At 59.4% G+C, this 13,260-nt stretch carries 10 protein-coding genes; 5 read left to right on the top strand and 5 right to left on the bottom strand.

Annotation, left to right across the window (positions count from 1 at the left end; genetic code table 11):
- Positions 1-3: 3 nt before the first annotated feature.
- Positions 4-459 (bottom strand): DUF721 domain-containing protein, encoded by a 456-nt coding sequence (locus tag H096_RS12475; protein WP_033898507.1) that lies wholly within the window; start codon positions 457-459, stop codon positions 4-6.
- Between the two features lie 305 nt (positions 460-764).
- On the opposite strand from H096_RS12475, the gene secA reads away from it, so the two are divergent.
- From secA to H096_RS12460, 3 genes are all read left to right on the top strand, one after another.
- On the top strand, positions 765-3,500 hold the full coding sequence (secA, locus tag H096_RS12470; RefSeq protein WP_033898506.1) for a preprotein translocase subunit SecA: 2,736 nt from the start codon (positions 765-767) through the stop codon (positions 3,498-3,500).
- Between the two features lie 124 nt (positions 3,501-3,624).
- Positions 3,625-4,842, top strand: coding sequence for a bifunctional glutamate N-acetyltransferase/amino-acid acetyltransferase ArgJ (gene argJ / locus H096_RS12465; protein ID WP_028617753.1), 1,218 nt, complete (start codon positions 3,625-3,627; stop codon positions 4,840-4,842).
- Between the two features lie 13 nt (positions 4,843-4,855).
- Entirely contained in the window at positions 4,856-5,800 is a 945-nt protein-coding gene (locus H096_RS12460; RefSeq protein WP_033898504.1) for a Nudix family hydrolase, read from the top strand.
- 60 nt (positions 5,801-5,860) lie between these two features.
- Here H096_RS12460 and H096_RS12455 read toward each other — a convergent pair whose 3' ends face one another.
- Genes H096_RS12455 through H096_RS12445 form a run of 3 tightly spaced genes read right to left on the bottom strand, consistent with a single transcriptional unit; the run spans position 5,861 to position 9,442 of the window.
- The gene (locus H096_RS12455) at positions 5,861-6,439 is read right to left on the bottom strand and encodes a cob(I)yrinic acid a,c-diamide adenosyltransferase (RefSeq protein ID WP_033898503.1); all 579 of its coding nucleotides are present in this window, start codon (positions 6,437-6,439) and stop codon (positions 5,861-5,863) included.
- Positions 6,440-6,441: 2 nt separating this feature from the next.
- The gene (locus tag H096_RS12450; protein WP_033898501.1) at positions 6,442-8,478 is read right to left on the bottom strand and encodes an ATP-binding protein; all 2,037 of its coding nucleotides are present in this window, start codon (positions 8,476-8,478) and stop codon (positions 6,442-6,444) included.
- A gap of 46 nt (positions 8,479-8,524) precedes the next feature.
- A complete protein-coding gene (locus H096_RS12445) occupies positions 8,525-9,442 on the bottom strand; it encodes a putative 2-dehydropantoate 2-reductase (RefSeq protein WP_033898646.1) in 918 nt (305 codons plus the stop codon).
- Positions 9,443-9,565: 123 nt separating this feature from the next.
- On the opposite strand from H096_RS12445, the gene H096_RS12440 reads away from it, so the two are divergent.
- Positions 9,566-10,051, top strand: a complete 486-nt coding sequence (locus H096_RS12440; protein ID WP_033898500.1) for a YajQ family cyclic di-GMP-binding protein — start codon at positions 9,566-9,568, stop codon at positions 10,049-10,051.
- Between the two features lie 123 nt (positions 10,052-10,174).
- Positions 10,175-11,017, top strand: coding sequence for a mechanosensitive ion channel family protein (locus H096_RS12435; protein WP_016975459.1), 843 nt, complete (start codon positions 10,175-10,177; stop codon positions 11,015-11,017).
- A 192-nt stretch (positions 11,018-11,209) separates the two neighbouring features.
- Here the strand turns inward: H096_RS12435 and H096_RS12430 are convergent, their stop codons facing one another.
- Entirely contained in the window at positions 11,210-12,508 is a 1,299-nt protein-coding gene (locus tag H096_RS12430; protein ID WP_033898499.1) for an OprD family porin, read from the bottom strand.
- Between the last annotated feature and the right edge of the window lie 752 nt (positions 12,509-13,260).

Below are 13,260 nucleotides of genomic sequence, written 5' to 3'. Positions count from 1 at the left end.
GATTCAGGGCTTGGCTTTGGCGTGGGCCGCCAGCCGTTCAAGCGCCGCGCGCAAGCCTGGGTTGCTGATCCCGTCGGCCGTTGCCTGAATGGCTTCGGCCGCATGGGTCGACAAATCATGAATGTGTTCTGCCACGCCAGGTTGGGTGGTGGGCGGTTGCACCTTGAACTGGATGCGCGTCAAGCCAGCGAATTCATCAAAGGCCATCAATTGGCGCTGCAGGCGTTTTTGCTGATAGCGCAAGCGTGTCGCCCAGTGGCCATCTGTGACAATCAGCAGCAGGTTGCCTTCACGCCAGGACGCCACGCGGCAATGTTCGCGTGCGGCCGGTTGCAACTGGGTTTCGAGCAGTCGTTGCAGGCGGCCCAGGCGTTGCGCATGGCCAAAGATGGCTTTCAGCGGCTTGGCATCGCGAAGCAACACGGCGGGAGCGCGGGCTGATAAGGGGCGAAACGCCATTATTTGACACCTTAAGTAACAGAGCCACCATCTTAGCAGAACGCGCCTGAACGCCCCCAGCCAATGCATTCGTAGGGTTTTGTTCATGAAATCAATTGGTAACTTCTTCGCTCCATGGGTTGAAGTTCCGACAAAAGCCCTTATTTTAAACAAGCCCTCTCACAGCACCATGCCAGCATCGGGGAACAACGCCACTTTCCTCACCCACGAATCCGGGTAGAATGCGCGTTCGCATGCGGCCGTGAGGGCTGCTCGGGCCACTCACGGTGCGCCCTCCATCCCTATGTGTGGAAGAACCTGCCGATATGTTTGCGCCTTTGTTAAAGAAACTTTTTGGAAGCAAGAATGAGCGCGAAGTCAAACGCATGCTCAAGACGGTGCAGCTGGTCAATGCCTTCGAAGAGCAGATGGTTGCCCTTTCGGACGAGCAATTGCGCGCCAAGACCCAAGAGTTCAAGGCCCGCATAGCTAAAGGTGAAACCCTCGACAAGCTGCTGCCCGAAGCCTTTGCGGTCGCCCGTGAAGCCGGTAAGCGTGTCATGGGCATGCGCCACTTCGACGTCCAGTTGATCGGCGGCATGACCTTGCATGAAGGCATGATTGCCGAAATGCGTACCGGTGAAGGCAAGACCCTGGTGGCAACCCTGGGCGTTTACCTCAACGCACTGTCCGGCAAGGGCGTGCACGTTGTGACGGTGAACGACTACCTGGCCCGCCGGGACGCCAACTGGATGCGCCCGCTGTATGAATTCCTCGGCCTGACCGTCGGCGTGGTTACGCCGTTCCAGCCGCCGGAAGAGAAGCGCGCTGCCTACGCTTGCGACATTACCTACGGCACCAACAACGAATTCGGTTTCGACTACCTGCGCGACAACATGGCGTTCAGCATGGATGAAAAATTCCAGCGCGAACTCAACTTTGCCGTGATCGACGAAGTCGACTCCATCCTCATCGACGAAGCCCGTACCCCGCTGATCATCTCCGGCCAGGCCGAAGACAGCTCGCGCCTGTACACCGAAATCAACAAGTTGATTCCGCGCCTGGAGCAGCACATCGAGGAAGTGGAAGGCGTGGTGACCAAAGAAGGTCACTTCAGCATCGACGAGAAGACCCGCCAGGTCGAACTCAACGAAGCCGGTCACCAGTTCGTCGAAGAAATGCTGACCCAGATCGGCGAGCTGGCCGAGGGTGAAAGCCTGTACTCGGCACACAACCTGGGCCTGTTGACCCACGTGTATGCCGGCCTGCGCGCCCACAAGCTGTTCCATCGCAACGTCGAATACATCGTGCAGGACGGCCAGGTCGTGCTGGTTGACGAACACACCGGCCGTACCATGCCGGGTCGTCGTTTGTCCGAAGGCCTGCACCAGGCCATCGAAGCCAAGGAAATGCTCAACATCCAGGCAGAAAGCCAGACGTTGGCGTCCACTACCTTCCAGAACTACTTCCGTCTGTACAACAAACTGTCCGGCATGACCGGTACGGCCGACACCGAAGCGTTCGAGTTCCACCAGATCTACAACCTGGCCGTGATGGTCATTCCGCCGAACAAACCGTTGGCGCGTAAAGACTTCAACGACCTGGTGTTCCTGACGGCCGAAGAGAAATACGCGGCCATCATCAACGACATCAAGGACGGCATGGCCCAGGGTCGCCCGATCCTGGTGGGTACCGCCACCATCGAGACTTCCGAGCACGTATCGAACCTGCTCAACAAGGAAGGCATCGAGCACAAGGTCCTCAACGCCAAGTTCCACGAAAAAGAAGCCGAGATCATTGCCCAGGCCGGTCGCCCAGGCGCACTGACCATCGCCACCAACATGGCCGGTCGTGGTACCGACATCCTGTTGGGCGGTAACTGGGAAGTTGAAGTCGCGGCACTGGAAAACCCGAGCCCTGAGCAGATCGCCCAGATCAAGGCTGACTGGCAGAAACGCCACCAGGCCGTGCTGGAATCCGGTGGCCTGCAGGTGATCGCTTCCGAGCGTCACGAATCGCGCCGTATCGACAACCAACTGCGTGGTCGTGCCGGTCGCCAGGGTGACGCCGGTTCCAGCCGCTTCTACCTGTCCCTGGAAGACAGCCTGATGCGCATCTTCGCTTCGGACCGCGTGAAGAACTTCATGAAGGCCTTAGGGATGCAGTCCGGTGAAGCGATTGAACACCGCATGGTGACCAACGCCATCGAGAAGGCCCAGCGCAAGGTCGAGGGCCGCAACTTCGATATCCGTAAGCAACTGCTCGAGTTCGATGACGTCAACAACGAACAGCGTAAAGTGATCTATCACATGCGTAACACGTTGCTGGCCGCCGACAACATTGGCGAGACCATCGCTGATTTCCGTCAGGACGTGCTCAACGCTACCGTCAGCGCACACATCCCGCCACAGTCCCTGCCGGAGCAGTGGGATGTTGCCGGCCTGGAAGCCGCGTTGAAGAGCGACTTCGGTGTGGACCTGCCGGTTCAGCAGTGGCTGGACGAAGACGATCACCTGTACGAAGAAACGCTGCGCGAGAAGCTGATGACCGAGCTGCTGGCGGCGTACAACGAGAAAGAAGAGCAGGCGAGTGCCGAAGCACTGCGCACCTTCGAGAAGCAAATCGTACTGCGCGTACTGGACGACCTGTGGAAAGACCACCTGTCGACCATGGACCACCTGCGTCACGGTATCCACCTGCGTGGCTACGCCCAGAAGAACCCGAAGCAAGAGTACAAGCGCGAGTCGTTCACGCTGTTCTCCGAACTGCTGGATTCGATCAAGCGCGATTCGATCCGCGTGCTGTCCCACGTTCAGGTGCGTCGCGAAGACCCGATCGAGGAAGAAGCCCGCCTGCGTCAGGAAGCCGAGGCTCTGGCTGCGCGCATGCAGTTCCAGCATGACGAAGCACCGGGCCTGGAAGCGCCTGAGGTATTGGGCGAAGAGGTCGACGTGGCCCTGGCTCAAACCCCGGTTCGCAATGACCAGAAGCTGGGCCGCAACGAGCTGTGCTACTGCGGTTCGGGCAAGAAGTTCAAACACTGCCACGGCCAGATCGAATAAGATTTTTGCCTGACGCTGCAACACCCCGCGCCGCGACCGGCCTCTGCCGTCGCGGCGTTTTGCCATTAATTTCGCCGTCGCTTACGACGGCACAGACATCATCTGATTTTTAAGGAGCGCATTCATGGCTGTTGGTCTTGGTCCTTTGCCCACATTGCACCCGGTTGCCGGTTTTGAACTCGGTATCGCTTCGGCCGGCATCAAGCGCCCTGGGCGCAAGGATGTGGTGGTGATGCGCTGTGCCGAAGGCTCGACCGTCGCCGGTGTGTTCACCCTCAACGCGTTCTGCGCCGCACCGGTGATCCTGGCCAAGCAGCGCGTTGCCGGCACGATCCGTTACCTGCTGACCAACACCGGCAATGCCAACGCAGGTACCGGCGAGCCAGGCCTGGTGGCGGCTGCACGCACTTGCGCCAAGCTGGCCCAGCTGACCGGCGTGGACGCCAGCCAAGTGCTGCCGTATTCCACCGGCGTGATCGGTGAGCCATTGCCGGTAGAAAAAATCGAAGGCGCGCTGCAAGCTGCGCTGGACGACCTGTCTGTGGATAACTGGGCCGCGGCAGCAACCGGCATCATGACCACCGACACCCTGCCCAAAGGCGCGAGCCGCCAGTTCGTGCACGATGGCGTAACCGTCACCGTGACCGGTATCAGCAAGGGCGCGGGCATGATCCGCCCGAACATGGCTACCATGCTCGGATACATTGCCACCGACGCCAAAGTTTCCCGCGACGTGCTGCACAGCCTGATCCTCGACGGCGCCAACAAGTCGTTCAACCGCATCACCATCGATGGCGACACCTCGACCAACGACTGCTGCATGCTGATCGCCACCGGCCAGGCCAACCTGCCGGAAATCACCGAGGCCAGCGGCCCGTTGTTCGCGGCGTTGAAGCAGGCGGTGTTCGAAGTGTGCATGGACGTGGCCCAGGCCATCGTGCGTGACGGCGAGGGCGCCACCAAGTTTGTTACTGTTGAAGTGAATGGCGGCGGTAATCATCAGGAATGCCTGGACGTTGGCTACACCGTGGCGCATTCGCCGCTGATCAAGACGGCGCTGTTCGCCTCTGACCCGAATTGGGGCCGTATCCTGGCCGCTGTGGGCCGTGCCGGCGTGCCGGACCTGGACGTGAGCAAGATCGACGTGTTCCTCGGCGACGTGTGCATCGCCAGCCGTGGCGCCCGTGCCGAGACCTACACCGAAGCCCAGGGCTCGGCGGTGATGCAACAGGAAGAAATCACCATCCGCATCGAGTTGGGTCGCGGCGCGTGCAGCGAAACCATCTGGACCACCGACCTGTCCCACGAGTACGTGAAGATCAACGCGGAATACCGTACCTAAGAGGATAAGCGCGGTGAAACGAGTGCATGTAGCAGCCGCGGTGATCCGCGGTGTCGATGGCAGGATCCTGTTGGCGCGCCGCGCCGATACCCAGCATCAGGGCGGCCTCTGGGAATTTCCCGGCGGCAAGGTGGAGGCCGATGAATCGGTCGCCAGCGCGCTGTCCCGCGAATTGCAGGAAGAGCTGGGTATACAGGTCACCACCGCGCGGCCGCTGATCAAGGTGCAGCACGACTATCCGGACAAACAGGTGTTGCTGGATGTCTGGGAAGTGTCGGCGTTTACCGGCGAGCCTCATGGTGTTGAAGGGCAACCGTTGGAATGGGTCGCTCCTCGGGACCTGATCAACTACGAGTTCCCGGCAGCCAATGCGCCGATTGTGGCGGCGGCGCGTTTGCCGGCTGAATACCTGATCACCCCAGGCGAACTGGAAACCCCGACGTTACTGCGGGGTATTCAGAAAGCCATTGCTGGCGGTATCAAGTTGGTGCAACTGCGTGCGCCCAACGGCTACGACCCCAAATACCGTGACCTCGCGGTGGATGCGGTGGGGCTGTGCGCGGGTAAGGCACAACTGATGCTCAAGGGGCCGTTCGAGTGGCTGGGGGATTTTCCTTCGGCCGGTTGGCACATGACCTCGGCACAACTGCGTAAATACGCGAGCAAAGGTCGACCGCTTCCTAAAGATCGTTGGTTGGCGGCGTCTTGCCACAATGCCGAGGAGCTGGCGCTGGCGGAAATGATGGACGTGGATTTCGTCACGCTGTCGCCGGTACAGCGGACCCAGACTCACCCCGATGCCCAGCCATTGGGATGGGAGCAGGCGGCAGAGTTGATCCGTGGGTTCAGCAAACCGGTGTTTCTGTTGGGCGGGGTGGGGCCTGCCGAGCGAGAGCAGGCTTGGGAAGTGGGGGCCCAAGGTGTGGCGGGTATTCGCGCGTTCTGGCCTCAGGTTTGATGCGGACACTGTGGTGAGCGGGGCAAGCCCGCTCACTACAGGTTTGGCGTTTTCATTGGGTTAGTGTGGCTTAGCGGCCGCTTGCCATAACACCTCAGCCACACCCTGGCGCTTGGCAATCACCCGCGCCGCCACAAACAGCAAATCCGACAACCGATTGATGTACGCCAACCCCACCCCTTCCAACGGTTCCACCGCATTCAATTGCTGACACCGCCGCTCCGCACTGCGCGCCAGGCTGCGGCACACATGGGCTTGGGCGATCAATGCCGAGCCACCGGGCAGGATGAAGTTCTCCAGCGGCCCCACTTCCTCATTCCAGCGGTCAATCGCGGCTTCCAGCCGATCCACTTCCGCAGCGTTCAAGGCTTTGTACACCGGCATTGCCAGTTCACCGCCCAGATCGAACAAACGATGCTGGCAAGGCGTTAGCACCTCGATCACATCCTTCAGTTCCGGATGTTTGCCACTCTGCTCTTCCAGGCTGGCCAGCAATAAACCCAACTGGCTGTTCAGCGTATCCACCTCACCAATCGCTTCCACCCGTGGGTGGTCCTTGGGCACGCGGCGGCCATCGCCCAGGCCGGTTTCGCCCTTGTCGCCGGTGCGGGTGTAGATCTTCGACAGGCGAAAGCCCATGGTCAGTGCTCCAGTTGGTTCAGTTCGTAAGGGGGCAGTTGGCTACCGGCCAACGGCAGGCGCAGGGTGAAGCAGGTGCCTTGGCCCAGGGTGGAATGCACTTCCATCTGGCCCTTGTGGTTGTTGGTGATGATGAAATACGACACCGACAGCCCGAGCCCTGTGCCCTGGCCGATTTCCTTGGTGGTGAAGAACGGCTCGAAGGTGCGTTTGCGCACGTTCTCGCTCATGCCGATGCCGTTGTCTTCCACTTGGATCTCCGCCCACGGCGGGTTGAGGCGCGTGCGCAGGATGATGCGCCCCGGCTCGCTGTCGTCTTCACGCAAATGGATGGCCTGGGCGGCGTTTTTCAGCAGATTGAGCAGCACCTGTTCCAGCTCGTTGGCGGTGCCGGGCACCGGGCCGAGTTGAGGGTCGAACTGGCGGATGATGGCCTGGCCCTTGAAGTCGAAGCCGATGGCCAGGTCGAAGTCATTGCCAGCGATTTCCACAGCCTGGTCGATCAGCGCCGGCAAATCGCAGGGGGCCATCTGCCGGTTGCTGCGACGGCTGAAACTGAGCATGTGGGTGACGATCTTTGCCGCCCGCGCCCCAGCCTGTTGGATGCCATCGAGCAGTTGCGGCACTTCGCGGCTTTGCAGGTAGCGGTTGACTGTTTCCAGCTCGATGCCTGCCTGCTCCGCATGCTCCAGGTTCTTGGGCAACTCGGGGGACAGGCGGCGGCGGATGTTCTGCACGTTGTGCAGGATCGCCCCCAGCGGGTTGTTGATCTCATGGGCCATGCCGGCGGCCAAGCCACCCACGGAGAGCATCTTCTCCGACTGCACCATCATTTCTTCCAGGGACAAGCGCTGGGTGATGTCATCGATCCGGATCACCACGCCACGCCCGGCCCCGCCCATCAGCGGGTAGAAGGTCAGCGCGTAGTGCTTGGCTTCGTCGTCCTTGAACCAAGTGACACGCTCGATGCGCTCCACGGTGTGTTGCTCCACCGCCGCCCGGATCTGCGGCAGGTAAGGTTTGAGCGGCTGGAACGCCAGGTAGATCGGCTGGTTCAGGGCTTCGTCCAGGCGTGTGCCGGAGAGGGCGCTGGCCTCCTGGTTCCATTGGGTGACGTAGAGCTGTTCATCCAGGGCGATCAGTGCCGAGGGCATGGAGTCGATGATGCTGTTCAGGTAATTCTGGAAGCCGGTGAGTTTCTTCTCGATCTTGCTGCGAACCTGCACTTCCAGTTCCAGTTTGCGGTTGGTGTGGCGAGTTTCTTCCGCCAGACCCTGAGCCTGGTCATACGCCGCCTGAGAGTCGTCCCGCGCACGCTTGAGCTGTTGCTCACGGGCTTCGATGCGCGACAGCATGGTGTTGAAGGCCTCGGCCAGGCTGCCAATTTCGTCGTGGTTACCCCGGCCGGCGCGCAGGGCGTAGTTCTCCTCGCGGGTGACCTGGCGTGAGAGTTCTTCCAGTTCGTGGATTGGCCGAGTGATCAGGCGTTTGATCTGGCGGGCGATGATCAGCCACAACAACACACTGAAAATCAGGATGCCCAGGCTGGCCGTCAACGTGCCGGTATAGAACGCCACTGGCAGCTCGCTACTGGCCACCAGCAGCAGATGTCCGGACGGCTGGCCGGCGCGGGGCAGGGTGATGATTTGGTTACTGCGAAACTCGGTCACGCGCCAGGCTTCGATATGCCGATAGTTGTCTGGCAGGTGCAGGCGGTCGCCGTGTTGCATCTGCGCCAGGCGATTGCCTTCGCCGTCATACAGGGCGGCGGCGCGCAACGGCGAATAGCTGGTCAGTTCATTGAGCAGCGCGTCTGCCTTGGCCGGCGATTCGAGGGCTTCGGCGGCGAGTGCGGGGTTGGACACCAGGCGGCCGATGGCCTGCAAGGCCTGGGGTGCCATGCTTTCCTGGGAAATCCAGTAGGCGGCGCTGATAAAGGTCAGGTTGGCCACCAGTAACACGGTGGTCAACAGCACCAGCAGGGCGGCCAGCAGTTTCTGCCCGACCGGTAGGTTTTCAAGACGCTGGCGCAGCGGCATCAGGGTTTTCCCAGGTGATAGACAGGCGGGCAGGGTAGCGCGTGGTTCAGTCGCGGGGCAATCCACGTGCAAGCAAGCGCTCCACCAGGCGCACTTGCAGCTGTTGCAGGTGCGGCAGGTTCAACTGGTGACGAGAACCCGCCTGGCAAGCATAGCCCAATAGATAGCTGATTTCGGTGCGACGGCCGGCGGTCACGTCCTGATACATGGACGAGTAGTTGGCGGCGGTGGCCTGGATCACCCGTTCCACTTCGTGTTGCAGGTCCTGGGCGGCAGCCGGTTGGCCGCAACACTCCAGCAGTTCGCCGAGTTCGGCGCACAGGGTTGCGACTTCACAGTGATGGGCTTGCAGTTCTCCGTTACGGCACTGGTACAGCACGGTCAGCGGGTTGATGGCGCAATTGAGCGCCAGCTTGCGCCACAGCCGTGTGAGGATGTCGGTGCTCCAATCGTGGGGGATGCCGGCCGCTTGCAAGTCATCCAGCCAAAGCGGCGGGGTGGGGTGGCTTGCGTCTCCCAGCCAGGTGTAGCCATGGCCGGCGAACACCACACGCCAATCGCCGTCGCGGAATGCGCCTTCGGTGCTGGAGGCAAAGATGCAGCGTGCCTGGGGCAGTTGCGCGGCCACCGCGTCCTGGCTGCCGAGGCCGTTCTGCAGCAGGATCAGTTCTGCGTCCGGTGCCAGCCGGTGTTGCAGCTGTGCGACGGCACTCTGTGCGTCGTAGGCTTTGCACGCCACGAGTAGGCGATGAATCGGCTCGGGACTGTCGGGCGTTTCGCCAATTACCGGGTATGTGTGTTCCATGCCCTGTTCTACCAGCGTCAGCCCTTTGGCTGCCTGATAGCTGGCCAGGCGCGCAGCATCGCGCAGGATCAACCGCACGGGCACGCCAGCGCGCGCCAGCCGCGTGGCCCAGAGTGTGCCCAGGCTACCGGCGCCGAGAATATGCCAGGTGGTCGACATCAGTTTGTGCTCCAAAGGGTCGCCCGCAGCGAACAGGACAAAAGAACCGCTATAATGCCCCGGCATTTTAGCTTGGGCGCGCTCCATCTCTACTGAGCCCGCCCCTTATATTGGAGAAATGACATGCCTTCGTTCGACGTGGTATCCGAACTGGACAAACACGAAGTCACCAACGCCGTCGAGAACGCCGTCAAGGAACTGGACCGTCGCTATGACTTGAAAGGCAAGGGCAGCTTCGAATTCAAGGAAAAAGAGCTGACCGTCAACCTGACCGCTGAAGCCGATTTCCAGCTGGAAGCGATGATCGAGATCCTCAAGCTGTCGCTGGTCAAGCGCAAGATCGACGCGCAATGCCTTGAAATCAAGGACGCCTACGCCTCCGGCAAACTGATGAAGCAAGAAGCCGTCCTCAAGGAAGGCATCGACAAGGATCTGGCGAAGAAGATCGTTGCTCACATCAAGGACGCCAAGCTGAAAGTCCAGGCTGCCATCCAGGGTGAGCAGGTTCGCGTCACCGGCAAGAAGCGTGACGACCTGCAAGAGGCCATCGCGGCCCTGCGCGCCAAGACCTTCGACATGCCGCTGCAGTTCAATAACTTCCGCGACTGATGGCACTTTGGGGAACCTGTGGGCGTTTTTGACGTCCCACGCCCCAGAACCTGCGCCGACAATTGAGCCCTACGGGGCTCAATTGCATTTATGGCCAAACATCCGGTAAACAGGAGAATGTAGATGGATTTGAATGCTGAAGTGGATCACCTGATCAAGACCTCAGAGTCGTGGATCCCGATGATCATGGAATACGGCAGCCGGTTTTTGCTGGCGGTGCTCACCCTGGCCATCGGTTGGTGGCTGATCAACGTGTTGACCCACCGAGTGGGGCGTTTGTTGGCATTGCGCAATGCCGACTTGGCGCTGCAACACTTCATCACCAGCCTGGCGAACATTGCGCTCAAGGTCATGCTGGTGGTCAACGTGGCCTCGATGATCGGCGTCGCCACCACTTCGTTCGTGGCCGCGATCGGTGCCGCTACCCTGGCCATTGGCCTGGCATTGCAAGGCAGCCTGGCGAACTTCGCTGGCGGCGTGCTGATTCTGTTGTTCCGTCCGTTCCGCATTGGTGACTGGATCGAAGCCCAGGGCACTTCCGGCACCGTCGACAGCATCCAGATCTTCCACACCGTGCTGCGTACCGGTGACAACAAGACCGTGATCATCCCCAACGGCAGCTTGTCCAACGGCCTCATCACCAACACCAACCGTCAGCCGACCCGCAAGGTGGTGTTTGACGTGGGTGTCGACTATGAAGCTGACCTGCAGAAAGCCCGTGAAGTGTTGCTGGAACTGGCCAAAGACCCGCGTGTACTGGCAGACCCGGCGGCTGTTGCAGTGGTGTCGACCTTGGGTGACAGTTCGATCACTGTTTCCCTGCGTTGCTGGACCAAGACTGCGGATTATTGGGACGTAGTGTTCATGTTGAACGAACTTGCACGGGATCGTTTGAAAGCGGCGGGGATTGATATTCCGTTTCCACAGCGGGTTATTCGCGTGATGCAGGAAACAGCTGCCAAGTAATGGCAATTAACTGCCTTGAACTTGGCCGTTAGGTCAGGTTCAAGCCGCCGGTGATAATGTCGTTAGTTAGCTTGCTAGTTATTTTGTTGCTGAAACATTAAAGCCATAAAAAAGCCGCTCCCTTGTTAAACAAGAGAGCGGCTTTTTGTTTAAGGCGAAAGCCTTAAGTCATCGCTGTAATAAAACTGTCAATTACAGGATGTTCAGCGGGTATTGCGCGATCAGACGCAGTTCGTCGATCGACGACGAACCGTAGTACACGCCATCAGACGAACGATAGGTCGCTTGACGTACACGCAGGCTCAGGTCTTTGGCTGGGCCGCTCTGGATCACGTATTTGGCTTCGATGTCGCGTTCCCACTCTTTGCCGTTCGAGGTGGTGGCGGTGTTGGCGCCGCTACCGGTCACGTAACGAGTCATGAAGCTCAGGCCAGGAATGCCAAAGGTTGCCATGTTGATGTCGTAACGCGCCTGGTAGGACTTCTCGCCCTCGGCGTTGAAGTCGGAACGGGCGATGGAGTTGGCCAGGAACACCGTGCCGCCGCCGTCTACGCCGTAGCCGTAGTCGCCGTCGCCGGTAACTTTCTGGGCTGCCAGGGTGAAGGTGTGTGCACCGATGGTGTACGCACCCTGCAAGCTGAACGCACGGTTATCGAGCTTGGTACGTTCTGCGAACGGCAGAGCGCTGTCTTTGGAAGCACGTTGCAGGCCTTCGCCTTCGCTCTTGGTGTCGTAGATGTTGAAGTCCAAGGCAAACGACTGGTCGTCGCTGATCGCGTGGGTCCAGTTCAGGTTGCTGTAGTACTTACGGAAATAATCTTCAGTTTTCGCGTAGTACAGGCTACCGGTGAACTCAGGAGTGAAGGAGTAGACACCACCGACGAAGTCGGTTTTGGTCAGGCCCAGGCTGTCATGGTAGGTCTGGTTTTGCGCGACGCTGGAAGTGAAGTGACCGCCTTCAAGCTTCAGGCCCTTGATCTCGCTGCTGGTGATCGAGATACCTTGCGGCAGCTCTGGCAGCAAACGGCTGTCGTCTGAAGCGAATACTGGAGCTGTGGTGTATTGGTCACCAATTTTCAGCACAGTATCGGAGATACGGAATTTAACCGCGCCGCCGCCTTTGGAGTAGTCGTCTTGCGAGCGACCATCGGAACCGGTTGGGAACAGACCAGTGCCAGCACGGCCTTTGCCGCTGTCGAGCTTGACGCCCAGCAGGCCGATCACGTCAACACCGACACCGATGGTGCCTTGGGTGAAGCCCGAAGAGTACAGGGCGTTGAAGCCCAGGCCGGATTCTTCGGCACGGCTCTGAGAGTCCGGGCCCGACGGGTTGTTACGGAAGTCGCGGCTGAAGTACAGGGCGCGAGTGTTAATGCTGAAAGTGCTGTCTTCAACAAAGCCTTTGGAATCGCTTTGGGCGGACGCCATTGCGAACTGCGTAGTGCCTGCTGAAACAGCCAGGGCGATCATGCTCCACTTCATCACGCGCATCGTGATTTGCTCCTTTGGTTTTAGGAAGAGTACTGCCGTCCCACCTATATTTTTGTCTGGGCGGCTCTTTCTTTTTGTGTCGGCGCAAAGTTATATCACGCTGACAATATTGGCGATACTTGCCCAACTTTCCTTTCAGCTTCTTTACGAGCTTGTCGTAGATTGCTATATCCATGTCGCAAATTCACAGCCTCACTGTAACGAGGCTGACAACTTCAATGCTGTTTCCAGACCGTTAAAAGAACGCAAAAAACGTTACTTTCCAAGTTTGAAATCTTCCTTGGCGTGCATTGAACCGCTGCTGTTTTTCATCGCGAAACACCTGCTTCCCTTCCGGTGCCGTTGCCGACGATAGAGGGATGAATGCAGCAAGCGTGCCCAAACTGTAAATCGAATGTCATTTTTTCGTGAAAAACGTTACCGCTGAGTGAAAACCGCATAAGCACGGGGTTTTTACGCCGATTGGTTTGGCCTTGACGCCCGCGCCCTGTGTCTGTTGGGTAGTGCATAAATCCTGTATCTGGGAAAAACGTTACCCGTTCACCCCGGTCAGTGGGTAATCGGCGGATCTCTTTGAGGCGCGATTGGGTCATTTTGGTGCACGCCCTCTGATGCCTCAGTGTTTCGGTGATGGCTCAATGCCTTGTTTTGTGAGGCCTCTGCATCGCGGCTCTCGTCGCAGTGTTTTGATCAGCGCTTAGCTAATCACTGAAGGATTGGTCATTGAGCGTAGTCGAAAAATCCGTTTGGCT

This window comes from Pseudomonas sp. FH1 (genome assembly GCF_000510895.2).
GTDB lineage: Bacteria > Pseudomonadota > Gammaproteobacteria > Pseudomonadales > Pseudomonadaceae > Aquipseudomonas > Aquipseudomonas azotoformans_A.
Note: the sequence above shows the minus strand (reverse complement) of the source record. Positions and strands in the feature narration are given on the sequence as shown.